17 protein-coding genes are annotated in these 21,634 nt (G+C 52.9%); 14 read left to right on the plus strand and 3 right to left on the minus strand.

The window, feature by feature from the left end; translation table 11 throughout:
* The first annotated feature begins 29 nt into the window (after window positions 1-29).
* From murC to GM557_RS05955, 12 genes are all read left to right on the plus strand, one after another.
* Complete coding sequence (gene murC / locus GM557_RS05900) at window positions 30-1,448, plus strand: UDP-N-acetylmuramate--L-alanine ligase (RefSeq protein WP_155573344.1); 1,419 nt, start codon at window positions 30-32, stop codon at window positions 1,446-1,448.
* Window positions 1,445-2,356, plus strand: a complete 912-nt coding sequence (murB, locus tag GM557_RS05905; protein ID WP_155573345.1) for a UDP-N-acetylmuramate dehydrogenase — start codon at window positions 1,445-1,447, stop codon at window positions 2,354-2,356. The genes murC and murB overlap by 4 nt, the downstream gene beginning before the upstream one ends.
* A gap of 13 nt (window positions 2,357-2,369) precedes the next feature.
* Window positions 2,370-3,362 (plus strand): D-alanine--D-alanine ligase, encoded by a 993-nt coding sequence (locus GM557_RS05910; RefSeq protein ID WP_155573346.1) that lies wholly within the window; start codon window positions 2,370-2,372, stop codon window positions 3,360-3,362.
* A gap of 6 nt (window positions 3,363-3,368) precedes the next feature.
* Entirely contained in the window at window positions 3,369-4,262 is an 894-nt protein-coding gene (locus GM557_RS05915; RefSeq protein ID WP_155573347.1) for a cell division protein FtsQ/DivIB, read from the plus strand.
* Between the two features lie 4 nt (window positions 4,263-4,266).
* Window positions 4,267-5,586 (plus strand): cell division protein FtsA, encoded by a 1,320-nt coding sequence (ftsA, locus tag GM557_RS05920; RefSeq protein ID WP_155573348.1) that lies wholly within the window; start codon window positions 4,267-4,269, stop codon window positions 5,584-5,586.
* 129 nt (window positions 5,587-5,715) lie between these two features.
* Window positions 5,716-7,152, plus strand: a complete 1,437-nt coding sequence (gene ftsZ / locus GM557_RS05925; RefSeq protein WP_155573349.1) for a cell division protein FtsZ — start codon at window positions 5,716-5,718, stop codon at window positions 7,150-7,152.
* Window positions 7,153-7,164: 12 nt separating this feature from the next.
* Window positions 7,165-8,217 (plus strand): UDP-3-O-acyl-N-acetylglucosamine deacetylase, encoded by a 1,053-nt coding sequence (lpxC, locus tag GM557_RS05930; RefSeq protein ID WP_155573350.1) that lies wholly within the window; start codon window positions 7,165-7,167, stop codon window positions 8,215-8,217.
* Window positions 8,199-9,236, plus strand: coding sequence for an outer membrane protein assembly factor BamD (locus GM557_RS05935; protein WP_230873287.1), 1,038 nt, complete (start codon window positions 8,199-8,201; stop codon window positions 9,234-9,236). Before lpxC ends, GM557_RS05935 begins: the two co-directional genes overlap by 19 nt.
* A gap of 128 nt (window positions 9,237-9,364) precedes the next feature.
* Window positions 9,365-11,101, plus strand: coding sequence for a DNA repair protein RecN (recN, locus tag GM557_RS05940; RefSeq protein WP_155573351.1), 1,737 nt, complete (start codon window positions 9,365-9,367; stop codon window positions 11,099-11,101).
* Entirely contained in the window at window positions 11,098-13,173 is a 2,076-nt protein-coding gene (gene ligA / locus GM557_RS05945; protein ID WP_155573352.1) for an NAD-dependent DNA ligase LigA, read from the plus strand. Before recN ends, ligA begins: the two co-directional genes overlap by 4 nt.
* Before the next feature lie 9 nt (window positions 13,174-13,182).
* Window positions 13,183-14,544: a hemolysin family protein gene (locus GM557_RS05950; protein ID WP_155573353.1), complete on the plus strand. Its 1,362-nt coding sequence runs from the start codon at window positions 13,183-13,185 to the stop codon at window positions 14,542-14,544.
* Entirely contained in the window at window positions 14,541-15,119 is a 579-nt protein-coding gene (locus tag GM557_RS05955; RefSeq protein ID WP_155573354.1) for an isochorismatase family protein, read from the plus strand. The genes GM557_RS05950 and GM557_RS05955 overlap by 4 nt, the downstream gene beginning before the upstream one ends.
* Window position 15,120: 1 nt before the next feature.
* On the opposite strand, the gene GM557_RS05960 is transcribed toward GM557_RS05955, so the two are convergent.
* Window positions 15,121-16,503 carry a glucoamylase family protein gene (locus GM557_RS05960; protein WP_155573355.1) on the minus strand — a complete coding sequence of 461 codons (1,383 nt, stop codon included), beginning with the start codon at window positions 16,501-16,503 and terminating at the stop codon, window positions 15,121-15,123.
* A gap of 313 nt (window positions 16,504-16,816) precedes the next feature.
* On the opposite strand from GM557_RS05960, the gene glf reads away from it, so the two are divergent.
* Window positions 16,817-17,971, plus strand: a complete 1,155-nt coding sequence (gene glf, locus GM557_RS05965) for a UDP-galactopyranose mutase (protein ID WP_155573356.1) — start codon at window positions 16,817-16,819, stop codon at window positions 17,969-17,971.
* 6 nt (window positions 17,972-17,977) lie between these two features.
* Here the strand turns inward: glf and GM557_RS09040 are convergent, their stop codons facing one another.
* Window positions 17,978-19,843, minus strand: coding sequence for a glycosyltransferase family 2 protein (locus GM557_RS09040; RefSeq protein ID WP_196424600.1), 1,866 nt, complete (start codon window positions 19,841-19,843; stop codon window positions 17,978-17,980).
* A 144-nt stretch (window positions 19,844-19,987) separates the two neighbouring features.
* On the opposite strand from GM557_RS09040, the gene GM557_RS05975 reads away from it, so the two are divergent.
* On the plus strand, window positions 19,988-20,881 hold the full coding sequence (locus tag GM557_RS05975; protein ID WP_155573358.1) for a glycosyltransferase family 8 protein: 894 nt from the start codon (window positions 19,988-19,990) through the stop codon (window positions 20,879-20,881).
* A 109-nt stretch (window positions 20,882-20,990) separates the two neighbouring features.
* Here GM557_RS05975 and GM557_RS05980 read toward each other — a convergent pair whose 3' ends face one another.
* Window positions 20,991-21,632, minus strand: a complete 642-nt coding sequence (locus GM557_RS05980) for a hypothetical protein (RefSeq protein ID WP_155573359.1) — start codon at window positions 21,630-21,632, stop codon at window positions 20,991-20,993.
* Window positions 21,633-21,634: the final 2 nt, after the last annotated feature.

The following is a 21,634-nucleotide window of genomic DNA, read 5'->3' on the forward strand; positions in this document are numbered from 1 at the left end:
CCCCCCTTTATTGACTGGAGTAACCCTTTATGCGCGCATTACCCCTTAACCTGGGTTTAATCCATTTTGTTGGTATTGGGGGCATTGGCATGTCCGGCATTGCAGAAGTGCTGCATCTGCTGGGCTATAAAGTGCAGGGGTCTGATATTGCCGAGAATGCGAATGTTCAACGCCTTCGCAAAGCAGGGATCACCGTCCATATCGGTCATGATGCCGCTAATTTGGGTGAAGCGCGCGTGGTGGTGACCTCCACGGCGGTTAAACGTGATAACCCAGAGGTTGTTGCCGCACGCGCCCGACTCATCCCCGTTGTAAGACGGGCCGAGATGCTCGCCGAACTCATGCGCCTACGCTGGGCTATCGCCATTGGGGGGACGCACGGCAAAACCACCACCACCAGCCTTGTGGCCTGCGTGCTAGAGCAAGCCAAGCTGGACCCGACCGTCATCAATGGCGGAATCATCGAGGCTTACGGCACCAATACCCGCATGGGTGCTGGGGATTGGATGGTCGTAGAAGCTGATGAGAGTGACGGCTCCTTCCTCCGCTTACCGGCTATCATCGCCGTTGTTACCAATATGGACCCCGAACATCTGGACCATTGGGGCTCTGATGAGGCTATGGAGGCAGGCTACCGGCAATTTGTCTCCAACATTCCCTTTTATGGTTTTGCCGTCTTATGTGTGGACCATCCACGCGTCCAACAGATGATCCCTCAACTCTCTGATCATCGCCTCATTACCTACGGCTTCAGCCCGCAAGCGGATGTCCGGGCCGAAATCACCGGGACAGATAGTGAGGGCGTCACCTTCCACGTCACCATCACAGACCGTACCGCTAACACCCAACGGCGTGCAGGGCCGTTCCATCTCCCCATGTTTGGCCATCATAATGTCCTCAATGCTGTAGCTGCCATTGCCGTAGCTTTAGAGATGGACATTCCCGATACGGTCATCGCCGATGCTCTTGGCGGCTTCCGCGGGGTGCAACGCCGCTTTACCCTCACCGGGACATGGAATAACGTAAAAATCATTGATGATTACGGCCATCATCCTGTTGAAATCGCCGCCGTGCTAAAAGCCGCGCGACAAGCTGGGGCAAAACACGTTATTGCTGTGATACAACCTCATCGTTATTCCCGCTTGCAGGCCCTCTTTAACGACTTCTGCACCTGTATGAATGATGCTGATACCGTCATCGTTGCTGATGTCTATGCCGCAGGGGAGCCCCCCCTTGAAGGCATTGGGCGTGATCAGTTGGTCGAAGGGCTACGCGATCGTGGACACCGCCATGTTCTGCCCCTCCCTTCGGAAAAAGACCTCGCTGCCTTAATTGCAGACATTGCCGTACCGGGGGATTATGTTCTCTGCTTAGGCGCAGGTTCCATCACCCATTGGGCAAAAGCCCTCCCTGCTCAGCTCGCTGCGCATAAACCGGAGAGCTTATGACCAGTACAGCAGCCCCTTTCCAGCCGCTCCGTGGCAGGCTGAAAGCCAATGTCCCCCTTGCCCCGCGCAGTTGGTTCCGCACTGGGGGGCAGGCGGACTGGCTCTTTGTCCCACAAGATGAAGAAGACCTCGCCACAGCTCTACAGCAAAGCCCGCCTAATATGCCCCTTACCGTCTTGGGGGCATGCTCTAACGTTATCATTCGCGATGGCGGGTTAGCCGGACTAACGCTACGCCTCGCCGGTGGTTTTGCCCAGATTGAAGCTGATGGTGATGGGCTCATCGCCGGGGCGGCAGCACTGGATAGCAGCGTGGCAGAAGCCGCCGCCCGCGCTGGGATGGCAGGCTTTGCCTTTCTCTCCACCATTCCCGGCTCTATTGGCGGGGCAGTACGGATGAATGCTGGGGCTTATGAGGGGGATATGGCCTCCTTGTTAGATTGGGTTGAGATTCTCACGCGTGAGGGCACATATCAACGCCTCCCCGCAGCGGATTTGCACATGGGCTACCGCCATACAACCCTGCCAGACGGTGCCATCATCCTCCGCGCTCGTCTCAAAGCCCAAGGGGCGGAAGACCCCACCCTCATCCAAGAAGCGATGCACATTATGCGGGCTAAACGCGAGGCCAGCCAGCCTTTACGCGCTCGTACTGGCGGCTCGACCTTCCGTAACCCAGAGGGGCATAAAGCGTGGGAGCTGATAGACGCCGCTGGCTGCCGTGGGTTGCGTCATGGTGGAGCACAAATAAGTGAAAAACACTGCAATTTTATGCTCAATACAGGCCACGCTACCAGCACCGAGCTAGAAGACCTTGGCGAGATGGTCCGCGCCCGCGTGCTAGCACAAAGCGGTATAGAGCTACAGTGGGAAATTAAACGGCTAGGCCGCCTCTCTCATCCAGCATGATGAAGTTTTGAGTATGACGCAGCACTTATCCTCCTCTCCGACCTCACAGTCTGTAGCCGTTCTTATGGGCGGGACCTCCAGCGAGCGCAGCGTAAGCCTCTCAAGCGGCAAAGCCGTCACAGCGGCTTTAAAAGAAGCCGGACATCACGTCCACGCGCTTGATGTCGGGCCGGACATCACCACGACCATCGCCGCGTTAAAAGCCTGCCGCCCAACAGTTGTCTTTAATGCGCTGCATGGCCCCGGTGGGGAGGATGGTGCCATTCAGGGCGTGTTAGAATGGCTAGGCCTGCCCTACACACATTCCGGCATTTTAGCCTCGGCAATAGCGATGAATAAGGCCACCACCCGCATGGCCCTCCAAGCAGCTGGCCTACCCGTAGCAGAGGGCTGCCTCATCACCCCCGCCGCCCTTATTGACCATGCCCCCCTTCCCGCGCCTTATGTCCTCAAACCAGTCGCCGAAGGCTCCTCTGTTGGGGTGCATATTCTCCATCAAGATGATGAATCAACACGCCGTACGATTGCGGAATCATGGACCTATGGCCCGCAGATTTTGGCTGAACGCTTCATCCCCGGGCGGGAACTTACCGTAGCTGTGTTGGGGGATACCCCCCTCGCTGTGACAGAGATTCTCCCCCAAGAAGGCGGGGGATTTTATGACTTCGCTGCAAAATATCAGGCGAATGGCTCCCGCCATATCATTCCCGCCCCCCTGCCCACATCCATCACTGAGCGCGCCCTCGCCCTAGCATGCCAAGCTCATCATGCCCTTGGCTGCAAGGGGGCAAGCCGGACGGATTATCGCTATGATGAACAAACTCATCAGCTCGTGATTTTGGAGGTCAATACCCAACCGGGGATGACAGCAACCTCCCTCCTGCCAGAGCAAGCCACCGCGCGTGGGGTCAGCTACCCGCAACTTTGTGATTGGTTAATCAAAGACGCGCTGGGCCAAGCAAGCCCCCTTACCCTTACATCTCTGCCTTCGACACATACAGCCTAACACCCTATGGCGTTTTTCTTCAAAAAACGGCCTCACATGCCGCTAGACCCTTACGAGGACCGCCCCTCTCGCCTCTTTCTCTTTTGGCAGCGTCAAAAGATGATTCTCCGGCGTCTAGGCATTGTCGTTCTCGTTGGGGTACTCCTCGCTGGAACAAGTTGGTTGGCATGGCTCAGCCTAGGTGGCCATGCTTTTACCAACGCCTTAACCGAACGCTTCGCCCAACTAGACCCCCTCCGCATCCGTCACATCATCATCACAGGCCGCCATTTAACTGATGAAAGCGACGTGATGGAGGCCCTCGGCACGGGCTTAGATCATTCGCTCTTCGGTTTCTCCGTAGAGGATGCCCGCAAACGCCTTGATAAACTACCCTTTATTGAGCATTCGACCGTCGAGCGTCATCTACCCGATACAGTCCTCATCACGTTGGAAGAAAAACACCCTATCGCCATCTGGCAAATTGATGGCCATTTCATCCTCATCAACCAAAAGGGCGATAATGTCTCCCAGCAAGAATTGACCGCAGGTAACCGCTCTGCCTTTCGTAAATTACCGCTTGTTGTCGGGGCTGGGGCAAACCTAGAAGCCGCCTCTATTTTAGGGTTATTAGACCATTATCCCGACATTAATAGCCATGTTCTTGCCTTCATCCGCATCGGGCAAAGACGCTGGAACATCCTCATGAAGAATGGCACAACCCTCCTCCTGCCCGAAGGAGCAGAGGCTGCCGCTTTGGAGCGTCTGCATAGCTACCAAACGACATTCCAACTCCTTGACCGTCCCTTAAAAAGCATTGACATGCGCCTGCCCGACCGTATGGTCATTCATCCTGAAGTCCCTAATACCGAGCAAGAAACCCCATCACCGCCTACCCCATCGCCCTCAGTAGAGCATTAAGCTTATGCCACACACACACCATCTTGCTCCCCTCACCCCCCATCCAGACCGTGCGGTTCTACCCATCCTCCCCTCAGAGGAGCAAAAAGGCTTCCTTTGGACCCCCGGCCTAAAGGCTGTCTTAGATATTGGCTCTACCAAAATTACATGCCTAATTGGGCAAGGGTTAAAGAATGGGGGGTTACGTGTCCTTAGTTGGGGCTGGAGACGATCCGAAGGTGTAACCTCTGGTGCGATTGTCGATACAAAACAGCTAGAGCGCGTCATCCGCGCTACAGTTGGCGATGCAGAGCGAAAAATTCACCGTCATATTAGGGATGTAACCGTCAATCTTTCCTGCGGGAAACCACGCAGCTACCATCTTGATGCCTACCTCACCCCCAATGGGCGCGAGGTTAATGACGCCGATGTCCACACACTTTACGAACAAGCACGCTATGAGGCTATGGAGCCTGACCGCCGCATCGTCCATGCCATGCCTCTCGGCTTCAACATTGATGATAGCGTCACCGTCCTCAACCCTTGTGGTCATCAATGTGAAAGATTAATGGGCAAGTTCCATATTATTGATGCCCAAACTGGCGTTCTCCATACATTAGATAACCTCCTCCAGCGGGCTGAACTCCGCGCTGTGGACATACTCTCTAGCCCCATTGCCTCTGGCATCGCGGTAACAGACCATGATGAACGCGACCTGGGTGTTACAGTCGTTGATATGGGGGCAGGCACCACAACCCTAGCCGTTTTTGCCCGTGGGCGTGTTCTTTATACACGCCATCTCCGGGTTGGAAGCCACCATATCACCAATGATATTGCCCGCGCCCTCACAATCCCTATTGATGCAGCAGAACGCCTAAAAACACTTTACGGTGTTGCCTATGCGTCTGCTGATGATGCTAGCCTCCCCATTGCTCTGCCTCTCCCCCATCATAGCGGCATCCGCCACATCACACGGGCTGATATTGTTCGTGCCATTGCTCCGCGTGTGGAAGAAACCTTAGAGATGCTCCGCCACGAGCTTAACGGCGCAGGGCTGGGCCACCCAGCAGAAGGGCCAGTCATCCTCACCGGTGGCGGGGCCTTGCTAAATGGGTTGGATAATGTTGCTGCGGAGATTCTCAACCGCCCCATCCAAGTCCGCCCCCCAACTGCTATACGCGGCTTGCCGCAATCCAGTCATCCCTCTATATGGGCCGGCTTCTCCACCGCAGCAGGGCTGTTGGCATGGTCAGCAGGGGCACGCAATAGCTTTTGCTTGGCAGACCAAAATGCGCCCCCCCGTGGGTTTGGTAAACGATTGGCAAGCTTACTGCGTAAAAAATGATAATTAGCGCAGAATACTCATATTTAAGGTTACATTTGGTACTATTAATGATAGCGTGCCAGCACTTTATAGCCGCTACACCATATCTGCGGTTCTTTTTTCTTTAACCCTAGCCGGAGCTTCATCGTTATGTCATTAACTCTGACACCCACAACCCCCGGTTTAAGTGCCGTCAGCCCGCCGCGCATTACCGTTATTGGGGTTGGGGGCGGTGGTGTTAATGCCGTCAATAACATGATCAGCGGCCAGCTCCGTGGGGTGAACTTCATCGCCGCGAATACCGATGCTCAACAACTTGCCCTCTCCAAGGCGGAGACGCGTTTGCAACTCGGCCCAACATTAACGCGCGGCCTTGGGGCGGGGGCTAAGCCGGAGATTGGTCGCCAATCTGCCGAGGAAGTGGAAGACGAAATCCGCCAACATCTTGAAGGGGTAGACCTCGTTTTCGTCACTGCCGGTATGGGTGGTGGGACTGGGACCGGTGCCGCTCCCGTTGTTGCACGCATCGCCCACGAGGCCGGGGCCCTAACCATCGGCGTTGTGTCAAAACCTTTCGAGTTTGAAGGGGCACGCCGCGGCCGTGCCGCCGCCGCTGGGATTGCTGAGCTAGAGAAATATGTTGATACTTTGCTCGTCATCCCTAACCAAAATCTCTTTGGCGCAGCATCATTTAACACCCCTTTAGTGCAGGCCTACGCTATGGCGGATGATGTCCTCTATAGTGGGGTCCGCAGCGTTACAGACCTCATGGTCGAAGCGGGCTACCAAAACCTCGATTTTGCCGATGTCCGCACAGTTATGAGCGGTATGGGCAAAGCAATGATGGGTATTGGGATAGCCTCTGCCGAAGAAGACGGCGAGGATTGGGCCATTACAGCGGCAGAGCGTGCTATCTCCAACCCTCTATTAGAAGAAACCTCTATTAAGGGGGCCCGTGCTTTGCTGGTCAATGTCACGCTAGGGCCAGATATGAGCTTGATCGCTTATAATCAAATTATGAATCTCATCCGCGAAACAGCGAATTGTGACGATGAAGAAATCAATAGTGGCTTCGTTGTTGATGAGAATATGCAAGGACGGGTCCAAGTTTCTGTCATCGCTACCGGCCTTGATGGCAGAACACACACTGCCCCTCACTCTGAGGAACCTGCTGCACCCGCTGCTCCTGTAGAGGCTGCCGCACCTACACACACACAAGATGACGCCCAACCTATCGCTGAAGAGGCCCCTCCTCCCCCCCCCATCCATGAGGAAACCCCTGCCCCAGAACCCCGCAGCGAGGATGCCCCTCACCACATAGCCGGTAGCTCCGCCGCGCCATCGGCTCCCAATTATACCCTTCCCGAACGTGAACCCTTGGAGGTCTCACGCCTACAAGAGGACGCTCCGCAAACCGGCGGCGGTTTGTTTAGCCGCTTTTTCCGCAGCCGCCCTACCCCACCGACGGAGCGCAAAACCCCTGTAGCCCCCACTATGCGTGAGGACACCCATCCCTCTCACCCTACAAATAGTGAGGAGGATGACCTCAACATCCCCACCTATCTACGGCGTGGCCCCAAATCCTAAAGGGGCCACTCCGTGCCCCCCACTAACATCGTAGATGCCCCACATTATGGGGGGCAGATACCACCCCATAAGGGTAAGCATGATCCCGCGCAACAAACCACTCTAGCTCACGCCATCCATTGCCGTGGTGTGGGGTTACATAGTGGACGGCCCGTTACATTACGGCTATCGCCTGCGCCTGCTGATACGGGTTTACATATCCAGCGGTTAGACCGCCCCGATGCGCGCCCTTTTCGGCTTACATCGGGCTGCATTATGTCTAGCCCCCTTGCCACGGTTGCAGCCTCTCCTCATCAAAGCGACCTCCATGTCGCCACTATTGAGCATCTGCTCGCAGCCCTTCATGCGTGCAAAATTGATAACCTCCTCATCCAACTTGATGGGCCAGAACTCCCCATTCTGGATGGTTGCGCAGCGCCCTTTATCTTCTTGCTAGAGGCCGCAGGGCGTACATATCTTAACGCCCCACGTCACATTATTGCTGTCCGTCAGCCTATCTCTGTCGAAGGAGAAAACGGAGCTTATGCCCGCCTCCTACCCCACCATCAAAACCAACTTCATCTCTCTTTAAGCATAGACTTCCCTGCCCCCGCTATTGGCCAACAATCCTATGCGCTCACGCTTGATAAAAAGCATTTTAAACGCGACATCGCCTTTGCCCGTACCTTCGTAAATTATGAGGATATAGGCCGCCTCCATGCTCAAGGGCTTGCCCTTGGTGGATCGTTAGAGAACGCCTTAGTCATCCAACACGACCATGCGCTCAACCCCGGCGGGATGCGCCATGTTGATGAATGTGTCCGCCATAAGATGCTTGATGCTATCGGCGACCTCTATTGCACAGGCTATAGCCTTGCCGCCCGGTTTGAGGCACATAAAACTGGCCATTCCCTCAATAATCAACTTCTCCGCGCCCTATTCGCCTCACGCGATAATTGGCAATTTGTTAAGGATTTCGCAACAATCCTTCCTTTACCTCATGAAAATATCGGGCTAAAGGACAAGAACACCCTTCCCCTAGAAAACTCCCATGCTATAAGAAAATCATGGTCAGCAGCATCCTAAACACACAGAATACCCGCTCTCGTTTCTATCTTTCGGCTTTTACAGCTCCTGTTCTGCTAGGCTTTGCCCTGCTCACGGGCTGCTCATCAGATGCCGATATTCAAGCGAAATTGCCACGCACCGCCGATGCCGAGACGCTCTATAATTACGGGATTGATGCCCTCCATGGCGGGCATTACAAACTCGCTAGTGCTGAGTTTGAGCTTCTGCAACAGAATTACCCATATTCCGGCTATACCGGTAATGCGGAGCTGATGGAGGGATACGCATATTACCTTCAAGGCGAATACGCGCTCTCTGTCCAGCAGTTAGAACGCTATCTGCAACTCCACCCCACCAGCCCAGATGCCGCCTACGCCTACTATCTGCGTGGCTTATGCTATTACGAACAAATCGGCGTTGTCTCGCGCGACCAGCTCGGCACGCTTGAGGCGATGGATGCCCTCCAAGAGGTCATTACACGCTTCCCGCAAACATCCTACGCGCGTGATGCACAATTAAAAATTGACCTCTGTCGCGACCATCTCGCTGGGAAAGAGATGTTCGTTGGTCGTTACTATCAGCGTGAGAAAGATTATCAGGCGGCTTACGGACGGTATCAGCGCGTTATCCAAGACTTCCAGACAACCAACCATGTTCCCGAGGCTTTGGAACGTCTTGTTGAGGTTAATCTGAATCTTGGCTTGCCAGATGAGGCCCGCCAAGCCGCTGCTGTGCTAGGTTATAATGCACCAGATAGCCGTTGGTACCATCTGGCTTATCGTAAGCTAAAAGCAAATCATCAACTTACACCGCAGATCCGCAAACCAGAGCCTCTGCGCAAGCAGCCGAAAGAAAAGCACCATCATGGCAAACATCATCATGATGCCGTGATGCCTGCCCCCGCAATTGCCAACCCTGCTAAGTCAGACTCTGTGATTACACAGCCTGTCTCAGCGACACAATCCACCCCTGTAGCAGCGATTGACATTCCACCAACCAATAACACTCCTGCCAACAAGGCAAAAAAAGGGAAATAAGCCTTAAAGTTAAGGCCAATAAGCCCGCAATCTTGCGAAATTGGCCTTAACGTCTCATATATCTGGCACTGCATGGTTTAAAACATCCAAGAGATGCACCATCTTTGCGAGGTTCTGGAGGCTGCATTATGCTCACACATCTCTCCATCCGTGATGTTGTCTTAATCGAGAAACTGGACCTCCCCTTCCATGCGGGGCTAACCGTCCTAACGGGGGAAACCGGGGCCGGTAAATCCATCTTGCTCGATAGTTTAGGCCTTGCTTTGGGGGAGCGGACCAATAGCCGCATCATCCGCTCTGGGGCAGAGCAAAGCAGCGTTACCGCCGTGTTTGAACTCCCCGCTGACCATCCCGCTTATGCCCTCCTCCGCCAAAAAGACATTGCCTCTATTGAGGAAGGCGAGCCTATCGTCCTCCGCCGTATTGTCACGCAAGAGGGACGCTCCCGCGCTTATATTTGTGACCAACCAGTCGGCATCACTATTTTGCGGGATGTTGCCGCCTTACTGGTGGAGATTCAAGGTCAGCATGAACAAATGGGGCTGGCGAATCAAGCGGCTCATCAATCATTATTAGATGCATTCGGCGTTCCTACCACCTTATGCCAAAAGGTCGCCAAAACGTGGGATGAATGGCAACATGCCCTCCGTTCCCTAAAGACCGCTCGCCAAGAGATAGAGGAGGCCACCCAAGAGGAGGACTGGCTCCGCCAAATTGCAGAGGATCTCACCGCCCTCGCCCCCCAAGAAGGCGAGGAGGAAGAACTCGCCGCTCTCCGCGTTAAGCTCCAACAAGATGAACGCCGGGGCGAGGCCGTAGCCGCTGCTTTGGGTGAGCTCACCCCACGGGATCGCCGCTCAGCCACGCCAGCCAATGCCCTACGTGCGGCTAATCGTGCGCTCTCTCGCCTCTTACCCTCCCCTTTAGATCGGGAACAAGCCACTGCACAGGAGATTCCCTCTGCTCAGCAAGAGCAAGCGCAAGATGCCCTCACCGCGCTAGAAAAAGCCGAAGAATATCTCGCTGAGGCCGAAACCCTCCTCTCCCGCCTTGCAGTAGATACCACTGTCGATTCACGCCTTTTAGAAGAGACGGAAGAACGCCTCTTTACCCTCCGCGCTGAGGCCCGCAAACATAAGATAAGTGTTAGCGAACTCCCCGATTTTCTGGACAATATCAATCAACGCCTCGCCTCGATTGAGTCCAGCACAGAGGCTCTCGCAAAATTAGAAGAACAAGTACACCAAAAGCGCGCCGCTTATGAGGCCGCAGCGCAAGAGCTTAGCATCGCTAGGGAAAAAGCCGCTCGCCAGATTGAAAAACGCGTTATGGCGGAATTAGCCCCCCTCAAATTAGAACGCGCCCGCTTTATTGTAGAACTCTCCTCCCTCGCACCAGAGCAATGGAACCGCCATGGGATGGAGCAGGTCGCCTTCCTCATTGCCGCTAACCCCGGCCAACCACCCGGCCCACTTGGCAAGGTCGCCTCTGGGGGGGAACTCTCCCGCCTTATGCTCGCTCTTAAAGTCGTACTCGCGGGACGGTCCTCCCTTACAACGCTCGTGTTTGATGAAGTTGATTCCGGCGTGGGCGGGGCCACGGCCTCAGCCATTGGCGAGCGACTTCATCGCGTAGCGCAGGATGTGCAGGTGTTGGCCATCACCCATAGCCCGCAAGTTGCCTCTCGTGGAGATTATCAACTCCGCATTGCCAAGCATGTAAAGCAAAACCACACGCAAACCAGCGCAACCCTCCTCAGTGAGGAAGAACGCCGGGAAGAACTCGCCCGTATGCTTGCGGGCACTACCGTTACCGATGCCGCCCGTGCGGCGGCCGATAGCCTTTTGGGACCCACAACACCATGACCACCCAAACCCCGGCCCAACGTTACGCAGAGCTTGAAGCTAAAATCGCCCGATGGAATGAGGCGTATCATGGCCATGACGCGCCGGAAGTCTCCGATGCTCTTTATGACCAAACCCGGCTAGAGCTTGTCATGCTAGAGGCTCGCCACCCCGAATTAAAACGAAAAGATGGTGCCTCTGCCCAGATCGGGGCTGCCCCTAACCCTGCCTTCGGCAAGGTCGAGCATCGCGCGCCTATGCTCTCGCTCGATAATGTTTTTAATGAGGAAGACTTCGCCCATTTCATCAGCAAGATTGGCCGTTTTTTAGGGCTTGATAATAGCCAAACTGATGCCCTCATCTTCATTGCAGAGCCTAAAATTGATGGGCTTTCCATCAACCTAACCTATGAAAATGGCCAACTTACAGTCGCCACCACCCGCGGCGATGGCACGGTTGGGGAGGATGTTACGGCCAATATCCGTACCATCAGCACAATCCCACAACAGCTTCCCGCCCCTTATCCTGCTGTTATCGAAATCCGGGGCGAAATCTTTATGAGCCGCGCGGCCTTTCTCGCCCTCAACAAACAACAAGAAGAACGCGGTGAGAAGCCCTTCGCCAACCCACGCAATGCCGCTGCTGGGTCCCTCCGCCAATTAGATGCTTCTATTACCGCGTGCCGTCCTTTAGGGCTTTTTGCTTATGGGATGGGCTATAATACGGGGCTTGATGTCACCACCCATACAGAATGGCTCGATCAGCTAAAATCGTGGGGCTTCAGCGTTAATCCCCTCTCCCGCACCATCCATCATGCCAGTGATGTCCCCGCTTATGTGGCAGAGCTTGCTACGGCACGGCCTGACCTTGATTATGATATTGATGGCATCGTTTTTAAACTTGACGATATCGCCCTCCAAACACGGCTCGGCTTTGTAGGCCGTGCGCCTCGCTGGGCGATTGCGTGGAAGTTCCCTGCCGAACAAGCCATCACCCGCCTTAATGATATTGAGGTCCAAGTCGGCCGTACAGGGGCCCTCACCCCCGTGGCGCATTTAGAGCCTATCAATGTTGGTGGGGTCATCGTCTCGCGGGCTACCTTGCATAATGAGGATGAAATCCGCCGCCTTGATGCCCGCCCCGGTGACCTCGTCCAGATTCAACGCGCAGGGGATGTTATTCCCCAAATCGTACGCGTTATGGATGCAGAGCGTCCAAACCGTGCCCCGCCTTTCCACTTCCCCGACCACTGCCCCGTCTGCCACGCCCATGCCGAACGTATAGGTGATGAAGCCGTACGCCGATGCAGCGGTGGCCTTACCTGCCCCGCTCAAACGGTCGAGCGACTCATTCACTTTGTCTCTCGCAAGGCCTTTGATATTGATGGCCTTGGCGAACGCAGCATTCGCAGCTTTTACGAGCTCGGTCTTGTTCGCCGCCCCGGGGACATCTTCCGCCTATATGAGCATAAAGACCGCCTCCAAAAGCTAGAAGGCTGGGGGCCGCAATCGGTCGAAAACCTCCTTAACGCGATTGAAGCCCGCCGCACCATCAGCTTTGCGCGGTTCATCTACGCCCTTGGCATCCGGCGTATTGGGGAACGTAACGCCCAGCTTCTGGCCCGCCATTATCACAGCTACCCCATATGGCATAAAGCTATGATGGCCGCGCAACAGCCTGATAGCGAAGAGCGCGCTCATCTTAGTGCCATTATGGGCATCGGCCCCGCCATTGCAGAAGAAATCGCCAATTTCTTTGAGGAAGAGCATAATCAAGAGGCCTTAAATGACCTCACCCCCACCCTCACCATCTCAGAGGAAACCAGCCCCACCCGCGGCGAAGGGGACGATGCCCCTTTAACAGGGGAGATTATGGTCTTTACTGGCTCCCTCACCACGATGTCCCGCCCGGAAGCCAAAGCCATTGCCGAGCGTCTTGGCGCGCAAGTAACAGATAGCGTCTCGCGCCGCACCACGCTGGTTGTTTTGGGTGAAAAAGCAGGCTCTAAAGCCAAAAAGGCCCATGAGCTTAACATCCGCACTGTTAACGAAGCCAAATGGCGCGCGATTGCCGGGTTAGCAGGAGACGTGTAGAGACAATCCATGCCCACTATATCACCAACCCACCATCCCCTCCTGATGCTCACAACCGGCCTCATCGCTATTGTGCTGCTTATTGGGGTGTCCGTCCTCATCTCCCTTTCGGAGATTTCCTTCGCTGCGGCGCGCGAGACGCGTATGCGTGCCCTAGCCGAGGCCGGGGATAAACGCGCCCGTGCCTTCCTTCGCCTCCGCCGCAATAGCGGACAAGTGATGACGGCTATCCAAATCTGCCTCAACGCGGTTGGGATTCTCGGCGGTGTGATTGGTGATGCCCTCCTTACCGACCCCTTTGCCGATGGGCTTTGCGCGTTAGGTATGGCCGCCCCTTTAGCGGAGAAAATAGGCTCCTTCAGCTCCTTTATCCTCGTCACTGGGCTATTCGTCCTCTTTGCGGACCTCCTGCCCAAACGCACAGCGATGAACGCCCCGGATAAAATCGCCCTCGCTGTTGGATGGTTCCCCGCCCTTGTCCTAAAATTGCTTTACCCGGCTGTGTGGGTCTTTTCGCATATTGCAGACCTCATCTTAAAACTCCTGCGCATCCCTGCTACCGCCACGGTAGAGCCTGTCACACCGGAGGACCTCCGCGCCATTCTGGCCGCAGGTACAGCCTCTGGCGTGTTATTAGAGCAAGAACATCAGATGATTCAAAATGTCATGGCCTTACAGACACGCTCTGTGACCTCCGCCATGACCCCGCGTGATGAAATCGTCTATCTTGATGTCAATGAAAGCTTGGAGAGCCAACGCGATAAAGTCCGTGTCCGACCTTACTCGCGCTATCCTTTATGTAATGGCTCGTTAGACCAAGTCATCGGCTCTATTCGGGCTGAAGATGTTCTCGTGGCTGTGGTAGATGAACCCGCCACTCTAACAGACCCGCAAAAAGCCCCTCCCAAACAAATCTTCAACATGCGGCGTGATGTTCTCTCCCTGCCCGATACGCTTAATCTTTGGGAGACGCTCGCGCAGTTCGATACACATGGGGCAGGTTTTGCGCTCATCTTTAACGAATATGGGCTAGTTGTTGGCCTCATCACCTATAAGGATATTATGGGTGCGCTCATGGATGGGCTTGCTAACCCATTTGAGGAACAAGCCATCGTCCGCCGTGATGATGATTCTTGGCTCATTGACGGGGCAGCCCCTGTTCTTGATGTCGTGCGGGAGCTTGATATTCCTCTCATTCTTGACCATGCCGAGTTTGATACAATCGGCGGCTTTGTCATCCACCGCCTCCGCCGTATGGCCCGCAAGGCTGATCGTATTGAGGTTGCAGGGTTCCGCTTTGAGGTAGTCGATGTCGAGCGATTCCGCATCAATCAGCTCCTCGTCACACGGATGAAGAAGGCCATTCCATGACGCCCTCTCTTGCCACACCGTACGGCACGGCCCAAGATGCGCTGCTCATTATCGATATGCAGCGGGACTTCATGCCCGGTGGGGCCTTGCCTGTCTCCGATGGGGATAGGCTCATCCCTCATATCAATCAGCTAACAAAGCTTGGCTTTCGTGCCGTCATCGCTACGCAGGACTGGCACCCGGCAGGCCATTGCTCCTTCACCCAACAAGGCGGGTCTTGGCCTATCCATTGCCTTGCAGGCAGCCACGGTGCCGCCTTTGTGGATGGGTTAAACCACAGCCCTATAACCCATATCATCCGCAAAGGCACAGCATTGGGAGCAGACTCCAACTCCGCCTTTTACGATGATACAGGCACATCCACCGGGCTAACCGCCCTGCTCAAAGGCTTAGGCGTATCCCGCGTCTTTCTCTGCGGTGTGGCGTTAGATGTCTGCGTACTCGCAAGCGCGCGCCACGCCGTGCAGGATGGCTTTACCACCACCATCCTCCAACACGCCTCTGCGGGCATCAACATCACGCCTGAGTTTTTCGCAAAAGCCAAGCGTGAGCAGATTCATATCAGCAACCCCTAATTCACGGCATCGTCTCTTGCGGCTTCGAGAGCCATCCCCCCGTAAATCCGGCTTTCTCCAACCCTGCACGGATATAACGGTTCTTCCGCATCACCTTCCATACAAAGCCGCTGCGTAGATTCTCAATCATCAGCAAAATTGGCCCTTGATCAATACCAAGCTGCTGCTCATCCACCCAAAACCCATCCTTCGTCTCAAAACTTGGGTTAAACGCATCCAAAAAACCATATTGATTATAAATCCGCGCCCCGTAGCGTTCCTTCATCGCTTTTAGCGCAGGCAGCGTAATTTCCGGCGCAAACGCAACGGACCCACCTATGGCCGTTGGGGCAATCGTACCATCATCTAAGACATAATCGCGCCCCGCCCCACGGGCACTATAAGCCATAAAATGCCGCTTCTGCCCATCGACCTCACGCTCAGCCTCACCCGGCCCATCGGAGGCCGTTAAGCCCCAGACATTCTCGTCATATCCCCGCCAATGGCCCGGATTATGCACGGCATAATCCCGCTGCGCATAAACAGCCTCACGACTATTCTGGAAGTAATCGTACCCGCGCTCACGGCTCGCTTTATCGCGAATATCACGGAAATCGACCCACGATTCGCTATATTGATGCCCAAATAATGGCGCGAAATTAAGGAGGTGATGCCCGTAAAACTCCCCTTGCTGTCCTTTATGCGTCTCCGTCCAACGGTCCCATGTTTCCGCTGGCAGAGCATGAGATGGGGCCCCTAACGCCATAACATACAGCATCAGCCCCTCATTATAGCCTTTCCATTCCGCAGAGAGGAACTTATCAGGCGGCATCCACCCCATGCTCAACCAAGAGCTTTTACCGCCTGTCATCCAACGCCAATTCACACGGCGATAAAGCTTATCCGCTAATGCCCGAATCTCACGCTCATCAGCATTATGTCCATCATAATAGGACTGGGTGAATAACACCCCAGCCATCAATAAGGCCGTATCAATACTCGAAAGTTCCGACCAATCTGCCACGCGCAAACCGGTCTCAGAATCTAAGAAATGATAGAAAAACCCACGATACCCCGCCGTCCCATTCACCGCGCGCCCTTGCGGTAAAGAGAGAAGAAAACGCAGCGTGACCAAACTGCGCTCCACAGCCTGCGCCCGTGTGATATAGCCACGCTCCACACCAATGCCATAAGCTGTCAAACCAAAGCCAACACTGGCAATACTCGCCGCCCCATGCGGCAAAGGCGCACGGTCTGGCACCAACCCATTGCGCGGATTCGCCGTCTCCCAAAACCAATTAAAGGTCCGATGCTCTACCTCCTCAAGGAAAATATCATGAGAGGAAAGAGAGGCCCTAGAGGACTGTACTGCCGAGGATGCCGCATAAGACGTTGAGGGGATCATACACCCTCCCCCCACACATGCTGCTATCCCTACATATAAGAAACGCCACACGAATGAGCGTAAAACGACACGGGACTCCGTCATACTCTCTTATCCTCCCATCAAATCGCCTCTCTATGAAAAAACAAACCCCGCCACACCACAAGGACCAAATGGTCTCCCCCAAGGAGGAAAGGTATAAAATAAGATATATAATTATTTAATTAAATATAAACCATATATTAATGTATAATTAGACATATAATTTTTCTTCTTGAAGTTAAAAATATAGAGTATATTTTAAGTATTACGTTTTATTTATAGAAGGTTAATAATGAAGTTCTGCGTTATTGGTGCTGGCTTTAGCGGGACCATCATTAGCCGTCATCTCGCCCTACATGGTCATGACGTTCTCCTATTAGATGAACGCCCACATCTCGCAGGTAACTGCCATACATCGCGTGACCCGAGCAGCCATATTATGCTTCACCATTATGGGCCACATATCTTTCATACAGCCCATCATCATGTTTGGGAATTTATAACGCAATTTGGTACATTTCGGCCCTATATTAATCGGGTCAAAGCCATAGCTCAAAATCACGTCTTTTCTTTACCTATTAATTTGATGACCATAAATCAATTTTATAAAAAGACACTAAATCCTCAAGAAGCAGAACAATTTATCTATAATATCGCTGACAAAACAATCAAAAATCCTTCCAATTTTGAAGAACAAGCAATCTCCCTCATCGGAAAAGACTTATACAATACCTTCTTCCGAGGCTACACACGCAAACAATGGGGGATGGACCCTAAGGAGCTTCCTGCTTCCATCCTAAAAAGGCTACCAATACGGTTCAATTATGATGACAATTACTTTAACCACCCTTATCAAGGGATTCCAGAGCAAGGCTATACAGCCCTTATTAACTCTATGCTGCTCAACCTCCCTATAGACATCCAACTCAATACAAGGTTTGAAGATATTCCTTTCAAAAATCAATTTGACCATATCTTCTATACAGGACCACTTGACCGTTACTTTAACTATGCCTACGGCCGTCTACCCTATCGCACATTAGATTTTGAAAAATATGAAGGCCTTGGTGATTACCAAGGCACAGCCGTCATCAATTATTGTGATGAAGCCGTTCCCTACACACGCATCGCCGAGCATAAACATTTCACCCCATGGGAGGCACCACATCTTAAAAAGACCGTTTGGTTTCGGGAATATAGCCGCCTCGCTCAAGCTGATGATGCGCCTTATTACCCTATACGGCTTGCTCATAAGAGCCAAAACCTAGCCCATTACATCCAAAAAGCACGGGCGACCCCTCATGTGTCCTTTCTAGGACGACTCGGCACTTATAGATATTTAGATATGGATGTCACAATCAACGAAGCCCTTCAGGCCTGCCAGAAGATAGACCACGCCCTAAAGAGCGATACGCCTATCCCCAGCTTTTTTATAGACCCGTCCTAAAAGAGCTTAACTATGCAAGGTCAGGCTTCCAGCCCGCTCCATCGGAATAGTATCCAGAATATAACGCCACTCCTCCCGCAAGCGCGATGCGACATCAGCTTCCTCAATCATATCCAACAGATAATTCAGCCGCTCCTCCCACGCATAGCGGACGATATTTTCAGCATCTCGCAAGGCAGGTACACGGCGGAGACGTTCCAATTCATTCCGTGTTGCATGTTCACGCAATAAAATATTCTCATTTACCGCGGTGGATGTATCCTCAAGCTGCGTGATGTAAGAGTTCGCCCAATAATCAGCATAACGCTCAACACCGAAGGAAATCGCACCATCTAGCCCGCTATTACGCGCATATTTCCAAACCCATTCCACAATAGATTTAAAATAATAATGCGAGACATAGATTTTATCGAAATACCCGTGGTCAGAGAAAGCAGGGTCCCGCCCGATCCCCGGCGGTGGGTTGCGATATTCATGCAAACCGCCATTAGCCAACCGGTAAGTAAAGGAATCACCATGCCAAGCCAGTGGGTTATGCGGGCGTGATTGCAGCACGCTATGAGGCCGACAGACTGTCTTAACAAGACGCCATCCCTCACCAACACGCCCATGAGACACAATCACCCTATTACGCTGTGTCAGCGGGATTGTAAGGTCGGAGAAACCATTCTGATTCACTTCAGACGAGATAAACTGCCAATTAAGCGCGATAGCATCGGCATCCCATCGCTCCATGCCTTTTAAATAATCTTGTACCCTATCAAACATCGGCGATAATGTTATGAACTCATCCCCATCAAGGATAAAGCTCCATTCATAATCCAAAATATCGGGCAAAATATTCAACGCATGTCCATATGCTTTTAACTGCGCTGAATCCCCTAACGAGACCTTATTATCAATATATGTAATGATACCTTCATGATGTAAGGCTTTTAACAAAACATCAGATTGGTCATCATTATCATTACTATAGATAAAGAAATGCTCAACACCGATATTTCTATGATAGGCAATCCATTCTAATAGATAAATACCCTCATTGCGTACTGTGGAAAGCAGGCACACTTTTTTACGCGGCTGGATATGGCGGCGCATATAATGCACCAGCATTTGTAAAAAGCCTTCCGGGGCCCCAACCACACCGTAAGTCAGCCTTATATTACCCTCATCACAGACCAAAGAGGCGCGTGATGCAGGACGACCCTCATCATCCCACGCAACCAAAGCCTTAATAGCCTCGACCCAGAAGCCCTCTTTCACCTTCTGCCCCAAAGCCCCTAATAGAGCCTCATCCTTAAAGAGCAGGGCCGCAAAGGCGCGCATATCCGCCGCCCGCATGAAAGGAAAAACGGCATCCAGCACATGCTGGAGGCACGGCCCCTCATAAGTGAGAATCAATGTGCGTAATGCGTCTGGCCTCAAAGCTTGCCGGAAATGCCCCGCTAAGGCACGACCAAGCTCCAGCAAGCTCCCCTCAGGCTCTACTGGACAGAAGCGGAACTGCTCCCACCCCTTCATCTGCACGCAATCACCGAGGAGATGGTTAACACCCTTTGTATAAGACCATGCGTGCGTTGTGCAGAAACGCTCTTGTACAAAAACGCTCTCTAACCCCGCATATTCCCCACTTTCTACCGTTTTAATGCGGCGAAAAGGAATCACTGTGCCTTTATAGAGGAACTGATCCACCCATAGGACAGAAGGCATTGTACCTTCCTCCATAGGGGGCTCTGCTGTTAAGAATGCATAATCAGGCCATTGTGGGAATACCACACACAATAATGGGCGATAGAGTGACGTACCATCCTCTGCGCGCGAGACCATCTCATCACAACGCACATGGCACACCGCACCGTCTGCCTGCCTCACAGCTAGCCAGCCTCCGTGGGCAGTTTCCAAATAAAAAAAACTTCCCCGGTCTGCTTTCATGCCTGACAACCCTTCTGCATTCTTACCACACTAATCTCGCTTTTTTATCTTGGCACCTTTATCAGGTATTGGTATTGTTTGGCTATGCAGACATTACCTCTCCCATCGGCTGGCACCATTCCCATCGTTCTAGGCCTAAGCGAAAACTTCGCGCCTTACGCCTATACTACCATACAATCCGGGTTAGACAATATTCTTCCCGGGGTTCGTTTGGCCTTTTACCTATTCCATGAGGGGATGTCCGAGGCGGTGCAAAATATTGGCCGCGCCCTCTTTAACACGGACCGCTCAGAGATCCATTTCGTGGATGTCAGCGAGTGGATGAACAGGCATAATCCTTCTTACTTGGGCCATGCCTCGCGCCCTACTTTCTACCGCCTTGCAATCCCAGAGCTGCTGCATAATTTTCCGCGTGTTATCTATCTTGATTCTGACATCTTTATGCGGCGTTGCCCGAGCTTACTTTATTATTCCATCCATAAAGATGCCCAAATTGGGGCCACACGGGACCTTTTGATGATCCCTGCTCAGCATAATGGCTTCCGCCTCCCGCAAGAAGTCGCTGGGGGACCTCCTTTAATTGATTATCATCGCGGCGCGCTTGGGGTTCAAAACTCTGATGACTATTTCCAAGGTGGTGTGCTGGTTATCAATATCAACAAAATTACAGAGCATCAGGTCAAAGAATGTGGTGCATTATGTGGTACGCTCTTTTGGATGATGGACCAAGATATCCTTAATCGCATCTTCTATGGCCGTGTTTGTTTTATTCATCCCAATTGGGATGTTTGCTGGGGGCCGGGATGTGAAGAAGCAAGTGAGAATCTGCCCGACCATTGGCGCGATCTCTACCAAGAGACCTTAAAAGACCCATTTGCCATCCATTATACCGGCTTCCCTAAACCATGGAATGGATGGGATGGTCCTTACACCGATGATTACCGTAAAACGCTCGAACGCGTTATGGTACGCTTCTAAGATCTAAGACAACACCCCAGAGACATCATCTCTGGGGTGTTTTTTTTGCCCTTAACACCACCCCTTTCATAATTCCTTTAAAACTATGAAAGGGTATGTATCGCTGCAATCAGTCTTCCAACGGCACGTCAGAACGTGTCACTGTTAGCTTTATCTGGTCGCTCTCTGGGCTAAGCAACAGCACATCCACAGACTTACCCGGCGGAATCTCACCAATCTCAGCCAGCTTCTCAAGATTCCGAGAAAGAGCCACTTTATGCTCGCCGAGCCAGAAGTAGTTCCCGATATTATGGGCAACATCCGGCCATGTCAGGCCGCTCACCGGCTTACCATTAATCTTCAACTCAGCAAAAGAGCCATCAATAAAAATGGAGAAAGCATCCATCATGGGCTTTGTCAGAGGGATGAAACGTTCCCAATCCAACAGGTAGCCAGCATACCAGTGTGTATCTTCGTTGCTAGGGTTAATGGAGAGGAATGTCCCCGCAGCCCCTTGCGTTTGAAGCCCAACAATATGCTTACCAGCCTCCACAAATTGTGCCTCTGGTAAACCTTGAGGGATAGAAGATGTCCGGCGCAGCATTACACGTGACGGCGTTTGCACGGGCCAAGAAGAAATCATAAACAAATCAGGATATTCACACGGTGTCAGAAACTGACGACGCAAATCCTTCCGGTCGGCATCATAATTTAGAACATGGCCGAACCAATCCATAAGCCATACACGTTGCAAAGCATCAAAATCAGGCATAG

Origin of the sequence: Bombella sp. ESL0385, assembly GCF_009725755.1 — a bacterium.
In the GTDB taxonomy this organism is placed as follows: domain Bacteria; phylum Pseudomonadota; class Alphaproteobacteria; order Acetobacterales; family Acetobacteraceae; genus Bombella; species Bombella pollinis.